This is a genomic window from Rhodobacteraceae bacterium S2214 (genome assembly GCA_025141675.1).
Taxonomy (GTDB): Bacteria; Pseudomonadota; Alphaproteobacteria; order Rhodobacterales; family Rhodobacteraceae; genus Yoonia.
Genome location: CP081161.1, coordinates 27,001 through 44,176 on the forward strand (window position 1 = coordinate 27,001; position 17,176 = coordinate 44,176).

The 17,176-nt window shown below is 55.7% G+C and carries 13 protein-coding genes; 8 read left to right on the forward strand and 5 right to left on the reverse strand.

What is annotated here, in order from left to right; all coding sequences use genetic code 11:
• Positions 1–2: 2 nt before the first annotated feature.
• From K3729_00130 to K3729_00150, 5 genes are all read right to left on the reverse strand, one after another.
• A complete protein-coding gene (locus K3729_00130) occupies positions 3–521 on the reverse strand; it encodes a hypothetical protein (GenBank protein UWQ99248.1) in 519 nt (172 codons plus the stop codon).
• A 37-nt stretch (positions 522–558) separates the two neighbouring features.
• Positions 559–1,866 carry a histidinol dehydrogenase gene (gene hisD, locus K3729_00135; protein UWQ99249.1) on the reverse strand — a complete coding sequence of 436 codons (1,308 nt, stop codon included), beginning with the start codon at positions 1,864–1,866 and terminating at the stop codon, positions 559–561.
• A gap of 123 nt (positions 1,867–1,989) precedes the next feature.
• On the reverse strand, positions 1,990–3,324 hold the full coding sequence (locus K3729_00140; GenBank protein UWQ99250.1) for an ABC transporter permease subunit: 1,335 nt from the start codon (positions 3,322–3,324) through the stop codon (positions 1,990–1,992).
• Entirely contained in the window at positions 3,324–4,127 is an 804-nt protein-coding gene (locus K3729_00145) for an ABC transporter ATP-binding protein (GenBank protein ID UWQ99251.1), read from the reverse strand. Before K3729_00145 ends, K3729_00140 begins: the two co-directional genes overlap by 1 nt.
• Before the next feature lie 122 nt (positions 4,128–4,249).
• Complete coding sequence (locus K3729_00150; protein ID UWQ99252.1) at positions 4,250–5,251, reverse strand: ABC transporter substrate-binding protein; 1,002 nt, start codon at positions 5,249–5,251, stop codon at positions 4,250–4,252.
• A gap of 452 nt (positions 5,252–5,703) precedes the next feature.
• Here K3729_00150 and K3729_00155 point away from each other — a divergent pair, with 452 nt between their 5' ends.
• The 8 genes from K3729_00155 (at position 5,704) to K3729_00190 (ending at position 17,164) form a co-directional block, all read left to right on the forward strand.
• The gene (locus K3729_00155) at positions 5,704–7,086 is read left to right on the forward strand and encodes an aminotransferase class III-fold pyridoxal phosphate-dependent enzyme (GenBank protein ID UWQ99253.1); all 1,383 of its coding nucleotides are present in this window, start codon (positions 5,704–5,706) and stop codon (positions 7,084–7,086) included.
• Between the two features lie 228 nt (positions 7,087–7,314).
• Entirely contained in the window at positions 7,315–8,793 is a 1,479-nt protein-coding gene (locus tag K3729_00160) for a PLP-dependent aminotransferase family protein (protein ID UWQ99254.1), read from the forward strand.
• 202 nt (positions 8,794–8,995) lie between these two features.
• Positions 8,996–10,768 carry a sulfoacetaldehyde acetyltransferase gene (xsc, locus tag K3729_00165; protein ID UWQ99255.1) on the forward strand — a complete coding sequence of 591 codons (1,773 nt, stop codon included), beginning with the start codon at positions 8,996–8,998 and terminating at the stop codon, positions 10,766–10,768.
• Positions 10,769–10,770: 2 nt separating this feature from the next.
• The gene (locus K3729_00170; GenBank protein ID UWQ99256.1) at positions 10,771–11,511 is read left to right on the forward strand and encodes a TSUP family transporter; all 741 of its coding nucleotides are present in this window, start codon (positions 10,771–10,773) and stop codon (positions 11,509–11,511) included.
• A gap of 7 nt (positions 11,512–11,518) precedes the next feature.
• Positions 11,519–12,454: a phosphate acetyltransferase gene (locus tag K3729_00175; protein ID UWQ99257.1), complete on the forward strand. Its 936-nt coding sequence runs from the start codon at positions 11,519–11,521 to the stop codon at positions 12,452–12,454.
• Positions 12,451–13,509: an acetate kinase gene (locus K3729_00180; GenBank protein UWQ99258.1), complete on the forward strand. Its 1,059-nt coding sequence runs from the start codon at positions 12,451–12,453 to the stop codon at positions 13,507–13,509. Before K3729_00175 ends, K3729_00180 begins: the two co-directional genes overlap by 4 nt.
• Positions 13,510–14,259, forward strand: a complete 750-nt coding sequence (locus tag K3729_00185; protein UWQ99259.1) for a sulfite exporter TauE/SafE family protein — start codon at positions 13,510–13,512, stop codon at positions 14,257–14,259.
• A 79-nt stretch (positions 14,260–14,338) separates the two neighbouring features.
• A complete protein-coding gene (locus K3729_00190) occupies positions 14,339–17,164 on the forward strand; it encodes a molybdopterin oxidoreductase family protein (protein ID UWQ99260.1) in 2,826 nt (941 codons plus the stop codon).
• The last annotated feature ends 12 nt before the right edge of the window (positions 17,165–17,176 follow it).

Below are 17,176 nucleotides of genomic sequence, written 5' to 3' on the forward strand. Positions count from 1 at the left end.
CGCTAGACCTTCAATGGTCGCGCCCATTTTACATTGCCATTGGTGTATTTACCGCTGACCAGCACACCCTTCTTTGCGGCGTGCGGGAACCTGACGCGCCAGTCACGAAATTTGTCTTGCGTCACGATCCGCGCTCCAAGATCGGTCGCGCACTTCAAGATCATTTCGTCTGCGACAACGCCCTTATCGACAACCACAATATGGTCAATCGGGACACCGATGAGGGGGGCAACTGTTTCCTCAGTATAGTAGCGTTCACCCACCTTATACCCCACATTTGCGTCAAAAAAGACGATAGGGCTGAAGCCAGCCATCTCAAGACTTCGCAAAACCCGCGCCAAAACATCCAGTGATGGATCGCCGCCCCAATGCATCACATTAGACCCATCGACAACAATCGCATTGCGCGGCGCAGTGTCTTCGGGCGGCACAGCATCTGTCGCCCTCCCCCGCAGTCGCAACAGCAGAAGTATGACAAAGATGATCGCCGCCGGAGCAAGCAAAAGGAGATCAGAAAGCATGCCGCACTTGAATCAACGCGGCATGCCAAATGCAACCCTAGTCCGCAGTTGCGCCAAGATCGAAAGTCTCATCCGGAAAGAACTTTGCCAAACGAATATCCGCAGAACGGGCATGGCCTTCCATCCCCTCCATCCGCGAAATCCGCGCTGTCGCCTCTGCAACCGATTTGGCCGCGTCGCGTGTTGATCGCTGCCACGTCACTGTTTTCATGAACTTACCAACGAACAAACCACCAGTGTAACGCGCGGCACCTGAAGTCGGCAAAACATGGTTTGGACCTGACGCTTTGTCACCAAAGGCAACTGTCGTTTCTTCACCCAAAAACAACGACCCGTAGTTCGTCAAACTATCCAGATACCAATCCAGATCAGCGCACATAACGGTCAAATGTTCGGGCGCGATACGGTCGGATTCTGCGACAATTTCATTGCGGTCTTCGCACAGGATCACTTCGGCATAATCCCGCCACGCAGCGCGAGCACTGTTTGCGTTCAGCTCTGGCAGATCGTCGATCAGTGCAGGCACGCGGGCGATCACCTTTTCGGCCAATGCGCGATCGTCTGTCACCAGCCAAACCGGTGAATTGGGGCCATGTTCAGCCTGACCCACAAGGTCCACAGCCACGATTTCCGGATCAGCGGAACTATCGGCAAGCACGAGCGAATCCGTAGGACCGGCAACCATATCAATCCCCACCTGACCAAACAAAACGCGTTTTGCCTCAGCGACATAGGCATTGCCCGGACCAACCAAAATGTCTGCCTTCGGGATATCAAACAAACCGGTCGCCATCGACGCGACAGCCTGCACACCGCCCATGTTCAGGATCGTATCAGCGCCGCACAAGTCCATCGCATACAGGATGGAATCGGGGATACCTTTGCCGGGTGTTGGCGGCGAACACGCGGTGACATGACCAACGCCAGCAGCCTTGGCCGTCGTCACGGTCATAATCGCAGACGCAATATGCGCATACCTTCCGCCCGGCACATAACAACCGGCCGCATTCACCGGAATTTGCTTTTGCCCCGCAATCAGGCCCGGCATGATTTCGACTTGGGTGTCGACGATCGTTTCGCGCTGCGCCAGCGCAAACCTTTTCACATTGGCATGCGCGAATTGGATGTCCTTTTTGACCTGCTCCGGCAGGTTGGCTTTGGCAGCATCGATATCTGCGCGTGTCGCAACAATCGGTCCATCCCATTTGTCGAACCGTTTTGCCAATTCGGTCGCTGCGGCCTCTCCGCCCTGTGCAACCTCATCCAACAGCGCGCGCACGGCAACGCTGACATCGGCATGGTCTTCTTCGGCGGTCCGGCTTGCGGTTTTCAGATACTCGGCCATCGTGAAACTCCTTAGGTGTCAGCGCCACATGGCCATGGACAAACAAAAAGGCAAAGCGTGAAAACGCCTTGCCTTGATGTGTTTTGGTTGGCTGAAAGCCGATTTAGGAAATCCGAGGGGGCGTTAACCTTTACCCTTCCAAGGCACCAACCAGCGTTCGGCCCAGCGCATCAGCATATCAATGCTAAAGCCGATGACACCAATCAGGATGATCCCCATCAGAACGATGTCCGTCGATTGGAACTTGGACGCGACCATGATCATCATGCCGGCCCCTTTTTCTGCAGCAACCAATTCAGCCGCAACAACGGTACCCCAGCAAACACCCATCGCAACACGCGCACCTGTAAAGATTTCAGGAAGCGAGTTTGGAATGATGACATACCGCATGATCTGCCACTTCGATGCACCCAGCGAATAGGCCGCATGCACTTTGGAAATACGGACGCCAGACACACCGGAACGGGCGGCAATCGCCATGATCCAAAGGGCGGCGAGGAACAGCAGGATGATCTTACCAACTTCACCAATACCCGCCCAGATGATCACAAGCGGGATCAAGGCCAGCGGCGGCACAGGGCGCATGAATTCCACGATCGGATCAAACCAGCCACGGAACCAGTTCGACAGCCCCATCGCATAACCAAGCGGAATGCCGACGATTGCACCAAGGATAAAGCCCACGATCACGCGGAAAAGCGAAAATCCAAGGTGTTCCGCCAAAGTAGAGTTCCGGTACCCTTCCGTGGCGATTTCCGTCAAACGGCTCCACACGGCTTCGGGCGCTGGTAGCCAGATCGGCTCCATCTGAATACCCTTTGATGGATAGACGTTTGGCGTGCCTTTACCCGACAGTTCCACACGACCAAAGTCGGTGCTGACAGACCCGCCCGGTTCAATCGCTTCACCGTTAATTGCCGTCACGGTGGCGTTTTCGGCACGACCAATTTCATCGTTCTCATCAACACGCAGCAATGCGGACCGATATGCAGCCAAAGCGATGCTGTCGTTCTTGGCAAAACCATCACCGGGGTCGACTTCAGGTGCATCCACAGGCGCGCCGGTCTCGAATACAACAACCGAAACAGTCGCATCGTCAGACTGACCATCTGGCGTCGTAACCGTGTATGTGAACGACCCTTCGCCGGTGAACGCACCGGGTGCATGCATAAAGGACGGCAACAGTTTAGATCCCGTAAACGCCCCCCACAAAACGAAGATTAGAACGATCGAAACGACTGACGCGACAGAGTTCGACGTGACAGCGCTTTCGTCCCCGAAAGTCACCGTTTTCAACGAACCGTAGTCCGCTTTTGGCGTCAGGAACCGCTTGACGGCCTGCCAGATGAACGAGAACGCCAGAATCAGCAGCACGTAGCCCAAGATATACGGCAACGCGCCAAACAACGTGGCCAAGACCGCGCCTAGTTCAGCGCCGAGTTGTGAAATGATACCCATTACGCGCCCTCCTTCCGGCCCATGATTTCTTCTTCCATGTCCCAAATCATCCCAAGAATCTCTTCACGGACCTCAGAAAATTGGGGGTGCTTTTTGACGTCACGCAGATCTTGATCGACGCCCATCTCAGCGAACGGCAAACGGTATTCTTTATGGATACGGCCCGGACGCGGCGCCATGACCAGCAGGCGTTCACCCAACAACAACGCTTCTTCAACAGAGTGCGTGATCAGAATGATCGTCTTACCGGTCTCTTTCCACAGCTTCAGAACCAGACCCTGCATCTTTTCGCGGGTCAGCGCGTCAAGCGCACCCAGCGGTTCATCCATCAAGATGACATCAGGTTCGTTCGCCAGACAGCGGGCCAAAGCAACACGTTGCTGCATCCCGCCGGACAATTCGTAAACGGCCTTTTCCTTGAAATCGCCAAGACCGACAACATCCAGCAAATGATCTACGATCTCGCGCTTCGGACCAGCGGCCATGCCTTTCATTTTCGGACCAAAGCCCACGTTTTCACGCACGGACATCCATTCGAACAATGCACCCTGCTGAAACACCATGCCGCGTTCAGCACCGGGACCGTGAACGGTGTTTCCGTTCAGGACGATCTTGCCCTCTGTCGGGGCCAAAAACCCGGCCACGATGTTCAAAAGCGTGGTCTTACCACACCCAGACGGCCCAAGAACCGACAATAATTCGCCAGCCTTAAGATCAAGCGACACATCTTTTAATGCTTGGACGGAGCTGCCATTTGGCAGATCGAAACGCATGGATATTTTATCCATCTGTAAACCAGACATATCCTGCTCCCTGTTGTTATTTTCCCTGAGAAAATTCGCTGTTACCGAATTTCGTCATGAAAAATCGCGACCTGCGTTTGCAATAAGGGCGCAGCATTTGCGCCGCGCCCTTACCGTTTAATTTATTGAGCAGCAGCCAATGGGCCAGTGTTCACCGCGCCAGCGTAGTCATCCAAAGATGATGGGATAGAGCCAGATTCAACGAACACATCAGCCACACCCTTCATGAACGCAGGTGCCGCGCCGCCAAGCCATGCTTCGGACAGCTGTTCTTCCACTGTTGGGAAAACGAATGTTGCCAAAGATGCAGCAGCCGCTTCAACGTCCATACCGGAATCGTTGGCGATCACTGCCAGCATTTCAGCTTCGTTTTCGCCAGATGCCCATGCCGCGTTTGCGTCTGCAGTCACTTTCAGGAACTTGGAAACCATTTCAGAGTTTTCAGCGACAAAGTCGGCTGGACCTGATGTGACGTCAAAAACAAGAATGCCGAGCGCTTCTTTTTCTGCGCCTGTCAGCAACACGTTGCCGTGCTCTTTCATGCGGTTCAATGCACCGCCCCAACCGCAAGACATGTCGACTTGGCCTTGTGCGATCGCAGCAGCACCATCAGCAGGCGCCATGTCAACAACATCCAAAGATGCAACATCTACACCGAAGTGGTCCATCTGACGCAGGAAACCGTAGTGCGCAGCGGTGCCAAGCGGAACAGCAACTTTTTTGCCAGCCAGTTCAGCCGCAGAAGACGCGTCGATTTCGAGACCGGAAGACACAACGCAGTTGTCGTTTTCAGCATAGGACACAGCAACGTCGAGGATCTGCAGATCCTGACCAGCGGATGCAGCAACAACGAACGGCGGCACACCTTGGGATACGGACAGCTGCACGTCACCAGACGCCATAGCTGCGGACATCGCAGTACCGGAATCGAAGGATACCCAGTTCACTTTCGCGCCCAGCGCTTCATCGTATGTGCCGTTCACTTTTGCGAACTGGAATGGCATTGGCCACTCAAGGAAGTAACCGACAGTGATTTCACCGTGACCGTCTGCGAACGCAGCCGTTGCACCAGTCATCATTGCAACGCCAGCAGCGGCGCTCATCAATTTGTTGGTAAGTTTCATTTTGTTTCTCTCCACGTTGGTTGGCCTTCTGCAGACCGGTTTGCCGGGCAGGTATCCCCGCCTCGTCATTTTTCAGATGACCATGAAAAGGGGCAATCCACCACCCCTGTTCGCGGACACAAGTTGTTCACCAAGGCGTTCGCAATGGACCCCCCAGTAGCAGGGGGCAGTCAAAAGCAGAACAATCCGATCCGTCAACAGCCACGAACGATCAGGCCCAAAAGTCAGAAAATCGGCAATTCGCGCTTATTTGGCCGTAAGTACCAGTTTTCTAAGTAACTTGGTGCAAATCTCGGATGAGATCGCGCATTCCATGTCAATTCTGGACATATACCAACACTAATTCTGGCTCTACTGAGCCACCAACAAGTAGGCGCAATGTCTGGAAACTAGGCAATGGCAGAATCTACGGATTCGTGCACCCGAAACCCCTATAAATAAGGAGTGTCCCGATGGACTTTACGCTTTCCAATGACCCAGGCCATGTTGTCGAAGCCGACCGGGCTCATGTGTGGCACCACCTTTCCCAGCACAAACCATACGATTCTGGCGTTGACCCACGCATCATCGTTGAAGGCAAAGGCCTGAAGGTTTGGGACATCAAAGGCAAAGAACATATCGATGCTGTGTCCGGCGGTGTTTGGACCGTCAACGTGGGTTACGGACGCGAACGTATCGGCAAAGCAATTGCTGATCAGGTATCCAAGATGTGCTTCTTCGGCGGCACCATGGGCACGATCCCGGGCGCGAACTTTGCGGAAATGCTGATCGATAAAATGCCGGGTCTCGACCGCGTCTACTACGCCAACTCTGGATCAGAGGCGAACGAGAAAGCCTTCAAAATGGTCCGCCAGATCAGCCACAAGCATCACGGCGGCAAAAAGTCCAAGATCCTTTACCGCGAACGCGATTATCACGGCACAACAATTGCGTGCCTGTCTGCGGGCGGCCAAGAAGAACGCAACGCACAATACGGCCCGTACACGCCAGGCTTCATTCCTGTGCCGCATTGCCTTGAATACCGGTCCCAAGACGGATCGACCGGCGAGGCATATGCAGCCGCATCACTGAAAGCCATCGAAGACGTCATCTTGCGCGAAGGTGCGGACACCATCGGGTCCATCTGCCTTGAACCAATCACTGCAGGCGGCGGCATCATCGTCGCGCCAACTGGGTATTGGGAAGGCGTGCAGGAACTGTGCCGCAAATACGAAATCCTGCTTCACATCGACGAAGTCGTCTGCGGCGTTGGCCGGACGGGGACGTGGTTTGGCTATCAGCAGTTCGGTGTGCAGCCGGACATCGTGACAATGGCGAAAGGCGTGGCATCTGGCTACGCTGCGATCTCGTGCTGTGTGACAACCAACGCGGTGTTCGACCAGTTCAAAGACGACACCGACAAACTGTCGATGTTCCGCGATATCTCGACCTTCGGTGGATGTACTGCGGGGCCTGCAGCGGCGATTGAGAACATGTTGATCATCGAAGAAGAAGATTTGCGCGGCAACTCTGTCCGCACAGGTGAACACCTGAAAAACAACCTTCACGCGCTTATGGAAAAGCACAGCTGGATCGGCGACGTGCGTGGCATGGGGCTGTTTGCAGGCGCGGAACTTGTGACAGATCGCGAAAGCAAAGAACCAGTCGACGAAAAACTGGTCGCAGCTATCGTTGCGGATTGCATGAACCAAGGCGTGATTATCGGGGCGACCAACAAATCGCTTCCGGGCTTCAACAACACCTTGCTGTTCGCACCTGCCCTGATTGCCACACCAGACGACATCGATCACGTCACAGATGCGGTCGATCAGGCGATCACGCGCGTTCTGGGCTAAAGGTTAAGGCCATTATCAAGGGCATCGCGATCTGCGGTGCCCTTTTTCGTTTCTAGATCGTGCACTTCCCACACCATCTAGGGATTCATCTTTTGCTAAGCACGACGCGCGCCTTCCCCGCGGGGAAGGTTTCATGTGCAGCATTTCTAATCAGACCTTCAAAATAACCTTGTTCGTTAACTTGAATGGGTCCACCCTGATCAGGCTCTTAGGTCCAGAAGAATCTCCATGCCAATCTCCATCGAAACCTTTTTTCTCGATTCCGATGCCGAAGGCACGCTGCAAGCCCGCATTCAGCAGATGGTCGCGCAGGGTATTCTGGCCGGTCGTTTCCGCCCCGGTGAACGGCTACCGTCATCACGTCGCATGGCACAACATCTTGGTGTCAGCCGCATCACTGTGACCTTGGCCTATACGGAATTGGTTGCGGATGATTACCTGACTTCGAAAGGGCGATCCGGCTATTTCGTTTCGGAAAATGCGCCTGAACCACCCGCGTTCCCCGCCCAACAGGCCCCCAATAGTACGGTCGATTGGGGCCGCGTGATCGGGCACAAGCATCTGCCTGCGTTTAACATGGACCGACCGAAAGATTGGGCCAGCTACAAGTACCCCTTCATTTACGGCCAAACCGATCCAACCCTGTTCGACAGCGCCAATTGGCGGCTCTGTGCGCTTCAGGCGCTTGGAAAACGCGACTTCAGCGCGATGACGGCCGATTACTATGACCGTGACGACCCGAAGCTGATCGAATTCATTGCGCGCCAGATCCTACCACGGCGCGGGATTCTCGCGGGTCCGGAAGAAGTGCTGGTCACCATGGGGGCGCAAAACGCGCTCTGGCTGACGGCGCAGGTTGTGCTGAACGCGCGTCGCCGCGCCGCCATCGAAGACCCCAGCTACCCCGCCTTACGCACGATCCTGACGCAGTCCAGTTGCCAGTTAAGCCCCGTGTCCGTGGACAAAGACGGCCTGCCGCCGGAAGCCATTCCTGACGGAACCGATGTTGTGTTCACGACGCCAAGCCATCACTGCCCGACCGCATGCACGATGCCCTTGGATCGACGAAAAGCGTTATTGCAAAAAGCAGAAGACGACGACTTTCTCATTGTGGAAGACGACTACGAATTCGAAATGTCCTTTCTAAAGGCGCCCTCTCCGTCCTTGAAATCCTTGGATCAGAACGGGCGGGTTATCTATGTGGGATCGTTTTCAAAGTCTCTATTTCCAGGGTTAAGGCTTGGTTACCTCGTCGGCCCTGCCCCCTTTATTCGCGAAGCACGCGCTTTGCGAGCCTCGATCCTGCGTCACCCACCAGGCCAAATTCAGCGCACCGTCGCTTATTATCTGTCGCTCGGCCATTACGACGCGTTGGTCCGTCGGATGAGCAAAGCGTATGAACAACGGCGCATGGTGATTGATCAAGCCATCGCCGAAAACGGCCTAACCGTCGCGGGACAAGGTACGTTTGGTGGCAGTTCGATATGGATGAAAGCCGCACCGCACATAGACACACACGAACTTGCGGACATTCTACGGGCGAAGGGTGTGCTGATCGAACCCGGCGCACCGTTCTTCCACAGCACCAATCCACCGCAAAACTATTTCCGCGTTGCATACTCTTCTATCCCCGCAAGCCGGATTTCCGCAGGAATTGGTCACATCGCTGATGCCTTGCGGACATTGGAAGAAAAGGGACATGCGTGACTTTAGGGTATGCAAAAGCCTGAATAGCTGCTAAATCCGACCTATCACTAATTTTGAGACATCAAGTCTCATTAATTTTGCCGCTGGCACTAATAAGCTGGACCTATTGGACCTATCGCGGGTCTTGACCAATTCTTAGTGTCGCCCCAATACCAACGAGGCTTTAAGCCACGCCTGTCAAACTGTCTGGAGGGAATTTCCCATGAAAATGACGACCGAAGAAGCCTTCGTCAAAACGTTGCAAGCGCATGGCATTCGCCACGCGTTCGGGATCATCGGCTCTGCCATGATGCCAATTTCTGATATTTTCCCTGCTGCTGGCATCACGTTCTGGGATTGCGCCCACGAAATGACAGCCGGCATGATGGCCGACGGTTACACCCGTGCGACTGGCGAAATGTCCATGATGATCGCGCAAAACGGTCCGGGCATCACGAACTTCGTCACATCTGTGAAAACCGCTTACTGGAACCACACACCTTGCTTGCTCGTCACGCCACAGGCTGCGAACAAAACAATCGGTCAGGGCGGTTTCCAAGAGATGGAACAGATGAACCTGTTCGCTGACTGTGTGGCCTACCAAGAAGAAGTCCGCGACCCGACCCGCATTTGCGAAGTGTTGGCGCGCGTAATTTCCAAAGCGCACCGTTTGTCTGGCCCGGCCCAGATCAACATCCCGCGCGATTTCTGGACTCAGGTCGTCGACATCGAAATTCCAGAACCAATCAACTTCGAAGTCTCACCAGGCGGCACAGATTCCATCGCAAGCGCGGCGGCCCTGCTGTCAGAAGCGAAATTCCCCGTGATCCTGAACGGCGCAGGCGTTGTTCTGGCTGAAGGCGGCATCGAAGCATCCCGCGTTCTGGCTGAAAAGCTGGATGCACCTGTTTGTGTTGGCTACCAGCACAATGACGCGTTCCCGGGCAACCACCCGCTGTTCGCAGGTCCGTTGGGCTACAACGGTTCAAAAGCAGGTATGGAATTGATCGCAAAGGCCGACGTTGTTCTGGCCCTTGGGACACGTTTGAACCCGTTCTCAACACTGCCGGGTTACGGCATTGATTACTGGCCAACAAACGCGAAAATCATTCAGGTCGACATCAACCCAGACCGTATCGGCCTGACCAAAAAGGTTACAGTCGGTATCGTCGGCGACGCGACCAAAGTCGCCAATGGCATCACATCCCAGCTGGCAGACACAGCCGGTGATGCGGGCCGCGAAGATCGTAAGAACCTGATCGCCACAACCAAATCCGCTTGGGCGCAGGAACTGACATCGCTTGATCACGAACAGGACGATCCGGGCACCACATGGAACGAACGCGCACGCGACGCGCGTCCTGATTGGATGTCACCGCGTCAAGCATGGCGTGCGATCCAGTCCGCAATGCCAGAAGATGCGATCATCTCATCCGACATCGGCAACAACTGCGCGATTGGTAACGCTTACCCAAGCTTCCCAACAGGTCGCAAATATCTCGCTCCGGGTCTGTTTGGCCCTTGTGGTTACGGTCTTCCGTCAATCATCGGCGCTAAAATCGGCCAGCGCGATGTGCCTGTGATCGGTTTTGCGGGTGACGGTGCGTTCGGGATTTCCGTGAACGAACTGACAGCGATTGGTCGCGACGAATGGCCAGCCATCACACAGATCGTTTTCCGCAACTACCAGTGGGGTGCTGAAAAGCGGAACTCCACACTGTGGTTCAACGACAACTTTGTCGGCACTGAACTGGACATGAAAGTGTCCTATGCGGGCATCGCAAACGCATGTGGCCTGAAAGGCGTCCAAGCGAAAACGATGGACGAACTGACAGCTGTGCTGAAGCAAGCGATCGTGGATCAGATGGAAAACAACACAACCACGTTGATCGAAGTCATCCTGAACCAAGAACTTGGCGAACCATTCCGCCGCGATGCGATGAAGAAACCTGTCAAAGTGGCAGGGATCGACGCATCCGACATGGCAGCTGAGTAAGTTTGCTATTTGATCTCGGCCTCGGGCAACTGGGCGCACTTAGCATTGCTTTGCTATTTGCGGCCTATGTCCGGGGCTATTCTGGTTTTGGGTTTTCTGCGATCTTCATCGCTTTTGCAGCACTCATCACCAATCCGCTTCCCCTAATTCCGGTGGTCTTTTCGTGCGAAATCATCATGACAGCACTTCAAGCACGCGGCATTCGCGGTCACATCGACTGGCGGCGCGTGGGGGCGTTGTTGCTGGGGGCGGCACTGGCCCTGCCATTTGCGATCAGCGTGATTTTGTCGGTCGGCGATCAAACCGCACGACTAACGGTTTCAGCCATCGTATTCACCATGTCCCTGATTTTGCTGACTGGATGGACAATCAAACGCACGATCCCCTTAGCGGGGTTCACGGGTGTCGGCGTCATATCCGGCATGTGCAACGCGGCAGGCATTGGCGGTCTACCCGTCGCGGCGTTCCTGACAGCACAGCCCATCGCGGCCCCCGTCTTTCGTGCAACGATGATCGTCTATCTCACCGGATTGGACCTGATCACGATGCCATGGATGTGGCACGGCGGGTTGATCACGGTGGAAACAGGCATCGGCGCGCTCTGCGCAATGCCGTTTCTGGGGCTTGGCATTTGGCTGGGCAGCAGAAAATTCAATTCAACAAGCCCGCAAGGCTTTCGCAAATTTGCAATTGCTATACTATTGATACTGTCGATGCTCGGACTTCTCCGAGCGCTATTGTGAGGTTCTGATGTCTTCTCCATTTGTTTCCAGTCGCGAAGCGGTTTGCCCGCAGAACCTTCTTGATCTCGCACAGGGATTCGCAGCGCCGCGCGTCGCCATTGCCCGTGCAGGTGCACCCTTGCCGATGGAAGCCGCCGAAGACGCGACCAAAGCCGGCATCATGATTCCTGTGTTCGTGGGCGAAGCGGATGCGATCCGCAGCGAGGCCGCAAAACTGGATTGGGACATCTCTGGCTACGCAATCCACGACACGACCGGCGAAGAAGAGGCTGGCATGACCGCCGCCCAACTTTGTGGCGCGGGAGAGGCTGATGTCCTGATGAAGGGTCAGTTGCACACCGACGTCTTCATGAAATCCGCCGTCAGTCGCGCTAATGGGCTGCGCACCGATAAACGCTTTGTTCATATCTTCCATATTTCGCACCCCGATGGCGGCAAGCCGATCCTGATTTCTGACGCTGCGGTGAACGTGTCTCCGAATATCGAAACACGCCAAAGCGCAATCGAGGAAGTTGTCGATCTGCTGCAACGCTTGGGCACGTCCCGCCCAAAGGTTGCCATCCTTTCCGCGACAGAAAGCCCGATCCCTGCCGTTCCTTCATCCATGGAAGGCCGCGAATTGGCCGACTGGGCTGCAAAGCACATCAAAGACGCGGATGTGTCCGGCCCGCTTGCCTTGGACCTGATCCTGTCGATGGACGCAGTGAAGACCAAAAAACTGACCGATGACCCCGTGGCTGGTCAAGCTGACGCGATCATCGTGCCCGATATCGTGTCCGGCAACGCGTTGTTCAAATCGCTGGTTTACGTCGGTGGCGGCTGTGCTGCGGGCCTTGTGACGGGCGCAAAGGTGCCGATCTTGCTGACCTCGCGGGCCGATCCAGCGGCGGCGCGCATGGCATCAGCCGCCCTTGCATCTATTCGCTGCGGGTTACCAAAATGATACTTGTTCTGAACGCGGGATCATCGTCGTTGAAAGTAGAGGTCTTTGACCTTTCGCTTGCGTCGATCGTCAGTGGTGCAGTGACAAATATCGGAACCGAAGGTGAATTGCGGCTTGGTGACAAACGCGAAACACTCACGACGGCCACCCATGCTGACGCATTGGACGCAATGCTTGCTGCCTTGGCATCCAACGGTGTCGCACTTAAGGACCTAACCGCTGCTGCCCACCGCGTGGTGCATGGCGGCACGATCCTGACGCAGCCGGCAAAGGTCACTGATCCGGTCATCAAAGCCATCGAAAACTGTATTCCGCTGGCGCCGCTGCACAACCCCAATAACCTTGCTGCGATCATAGCCTTGCGCGAAAAAGCACCCGATCTGCCGCAATTCTGTTCGTTTGGGACAGCGTTTCACGCCACAAATCCAGAGGTCGCGACGCGATACGCAATCCCGCAAATCCAGCATGACGCGGGCATTCGTCGTTACGGTTTCCACGGGTTGTCCTACGCAAATATGGTTGCGGAATTCGGTGACGCGCTGCCGCAACGCTTGCTGGCCTTTCACCTAGGCAATGGGGCATCGCTTTGTGCGATTAAAGACGGCAAATCCGTCGCAACGTCCATGGGCTATTCGCCGCTGTCGGGCCTGACCATGGGCACCCGTTCCGGCGATATCGACGGGGCCGCCGTGCTACGGATTTCGGACGCTCTTGGCGAATCCGAAACCGACCGCATGCTGAACAAAAACTCTGGCCTCAAGGCGTTGGCGGGCGACAACAACATGAAAACGCTGCTGGACCGCGACGATGACGCGGCCAAGTTTGCAGTGGACCATTTCTGTTATTGGGCCGCACGTCACGCGGGATCCGCTATCGTCGCGATGGGCGGTGTAGATGCCGTCGCCTTTACCGGTGGCATCGGCGAAAACGCACCAGCGATCCGTGATCAAATCATGGGGCATCTGGCCTGTTTGGGGACGCCAACCGTTCATGTCATCGCGGCGGACGAAGAAAAAGCGATTGCCCGCGACGCCTTGTCAGTGATGGGCGCATAGATGGAATTGCTGGCCCTCTCTTCCCAAGACTTTGCTTGGCTGGCGGTGATTGTCACCTTGGCGGGCGTCGTGCGTGGGTTTTCGGGCTTTGCATTGTCGGCGTTGGCAATGGCGGCTGGCGTTTTGATCCTGCCTCCGATTGAACTGATCCCGATTTGTTTGGTGCTAGAGCTTACCGCATCCGTCCTTATGGCGCGTGGCGGTTGGCAAGAAGCAGATCGCGGCGTCGTTCTAGGGTTGGTCGTCGGGTCAACCGTCGGGGTACCGTTCGGCGTTTTGACCATGATGGCATTGCCGGTTGCCACATCGAAACTGGTTGTCTTGGTAGTTTTGATTATCCTGTCTGCGACCCAATTGGCCAAAGTACGATTTGCGTTTCTCGCTACAAAACCCGGGCTCTACTTATCCGGTTTTTGCGCCGGTATTGCGACGGGTCTCGCGTCGGTTGGCGGCATGGTTGTCGCCCTTTACGTTCTTTCTCAAGATGCGCCCGCTGCGAAAATGCGGGCAGCGCTTGTTCTGTTTCTTTTCATCAGCAGCACCACGACGATGATCACCTATTTGGTCACTGGCGTCATGAACGGCCAAGCCGCAGCGCGCGGTCTATCGCTTGCTGTGTTCGCAGCCGCAGGGGTCTACGCAGGCCAACAAACGTTCACCGAACGGTTGGCCCCGTATTACCGCCCGTTTTGCCTGACGCTGCTGATGTCGCTGGCCGGTTTCAGCCTGATCCGCACGGTGGCCACATGATGGACCACCGCACCACATTCACTGCACGCGCCGCGAAAGCGGTCATTGCATTGCCGACGTACGCCATAGGGAGGCCCGCATGACGCATCACCAGCCCAACCTCGACACTTCGCCGAAAGTGTCAGACGAGGTTCGCAAAACGACTTGTTACATGTGTGCCTGTCGCTGCGGCATCAACGTGCATATGAAGGAAGGAAAGGTCGCCTATATCGAAGGCAACCGTGACCATCCCGTGAACCAAGGTGTGCTGTGTGCCAAAGGCTCTGCCGGTATCATGCAGCACAACGCGCCATCCCGTTTGCGTGCCCCCATGAAACGTGTTGGCGAACGCGGTTCAGGCGAGTTTGAAGAAATTTCGTGGGACGAGGCACTGGCGATTGCAAAAGGCCACCTTGAACCAATTCGCAATGAAGCCCCTGAGAAACTGGCGTTCTTCACGGGTCGCGACCAGTCGCAATCCTTCACGGGCTTCTGGGCGCAGGCCTACGGCACACCGAACTTTGCTGCACACGGCGGGTTTTGTTCGGTGAACATGGCCGCCGCTGGCATCTACACGATGGGCGGCGCTTTCTGGGAATTCGGTCAGCCTGACTGGGACCTGACCAAGATGGTGATGATCTTTGGCGTGGCCGAGGACCACGACAGTAACCCGATCAAAATGGGCATCGGACGCGCCAAGAAAAAAGGCGCGAAAATCATCGGCGTGAACCCGATCCGCACTGGTTATAACGCTGTCGCTGACGAATGGGTTGGCATCACACCGGGCACCGACGGGCTGTATATCCTGTCGATGATCCATTGCTTGATGAAGGCCGGTAAGGTCGATCTGGAATATCTCGCGCGGTTCACCAACGCGTCTGTATTGGTGAACGAAGACCCAAATAGCGATGATCGCGGGTTGTTTTTGAAAGACAGTAACGGCCAACCGCAGGTCATCGACCGCAACACTGGCAAGCTGGCACCTTGGAATGGTCAAGGCGTCGAACCTGATCTGTCAGGCACATACGAAAAGGACGGGATCACACATCGTCCCGTGTTCCACCAGATGGCCGACAAATATCTGTCGGACAAATACGCACCAGAAAATGTCGCCGAAAAGACCGGCATCCCTGCGGAGAAAATCCGTGCGATGGCTGCCGAATTGGCACGTGTCGCCTTTGACGAAGAAATCACGATTGAACGCGAGTGGACCGACTTCCGCGGTAAGAAGCATGACAAGATGGTCGGACGTCCCGTCTCTTTCCATTCGATGCGTGGGATTTCGGCACATTCGAACGGTTTCCAAACCTGCCGCGCGTTGCATGTCCTGCAAATCCTGCTCGGCTCTGTCGAAACACCCGGTGGGATGCGGTTCAAGCCGCCCTACCCAAAACCCGCGACGGCGCATCCAAAACCACACGGCAAGGTCACCGTCGGCGCGCCGCTGGACGGCCCACACTTGGGTTACGTGCACGGTCCCGAGGACCTGTTGTTGCAGGACGACGGCACCCCGACCCGCATCGACAAAGCCTATTCTTGGGACAACCCGATGTCCGCTCACGGGCTGATGCACATGGTGATTTCAAACGCGCACGCGGGCGTGCCGTACAAGATCGACACCTTGTTCATGTACATGGCGAACATGGCGTGGAATTCGTCGATGAACACATCCGGCGTCATGAAGATGCTGACCGACAAGAACGAAGACGGGTCTTATGTGATCCCGAACATCATCTATTCGGATGCGTACTCTAGCGAAATGGTGGCATACGCCGACCTGATCCTGCCGGACACGACCTATCTTGAACGGCACGACTGCATCTCGCTGCTCGACCGTCCGATTTGTGAAGCGGATGCAGTCGCAGACGCGATCCGCTGGCCAGTGGTCGAACCTGATCGCGACGTGCGCGGCTTCCAATCCGTGCTCTGTGAACTTGGCGCGATGCTGAACATGCCCGGTTTTGTGAACGAAGACGGCAGCCAGAAATACAAAGACTACGGCGACTACATTACCAACCACATCCGCCGTCCGGGTGTTGGGCCGCTGGCTGGTTTCCGCAATGAAGACGGGTCCGGGAAAGGGCGCGGCGACGTGAACCCTGATCAGTTGCAGGCCTACATCGACAACGGTGGTTTCTGGATGGAACATGTCCCCGCCGAAGCCGCCTATTTCAAACCTTTCAACGCAGCCTACCAAGATTGGGCGGTCGAGATGGGGTTCTACGATGCAGTGCAGCCTTACATCTTCCAGCTTTACGTCGAACCGATGCGCAAATTCCAACTTGCAGCAGAAGGCGTTGGTGACCGCCAGCCACCAGAACACCTGCGCGAGCGCATCAAAAAGACGATGGACCCACTGCCAATCTGGTACGCGCCTTTCGAAGACAGCCATGTGGACGTCGACGAATATCCAGTCCACGCGCTCACCCAGCGTCCGATGGCGATGTACCATTCATGGGGCACCCAAAACGCGTGGCTCCGTCAAATTCACGGGCATAACCCGCTATATGTCCCGACGAAGATTTGGGAAGCAAACGGGTTCAAAGAAGGCGATTGGGCGAAGGTTGAATCCGCCCATGGCGCAATTGTGGTGCCCGTCGCACATCAGGCCAGTTTGAACGAAAACACAATCTGGACATGGAACGCCATCGGCAAACGCAAAGGCGCGTGGGCCTTGGATGAAAAAGCCCCAGAAGCCACCAAGGGCTTCCTGCTGAACCACCTTATCCACGAACTGTTGCCACCCAAAGGTGATGGCCTGCGGTGGGCGAATTCAGACCCGATCACAGGTCAGGCCGCATGGTTCGACCTGCGTGTCAAAATCAGCAAATCCAGTGTTCCAAACGAGGCGCAACCAGCGATCCCTGCGATCAAATCGCCAGTTGGCAAAGGCCCCGACAAACTGACGTGGAAGGTGGGCAAATGACCTATCATTCCC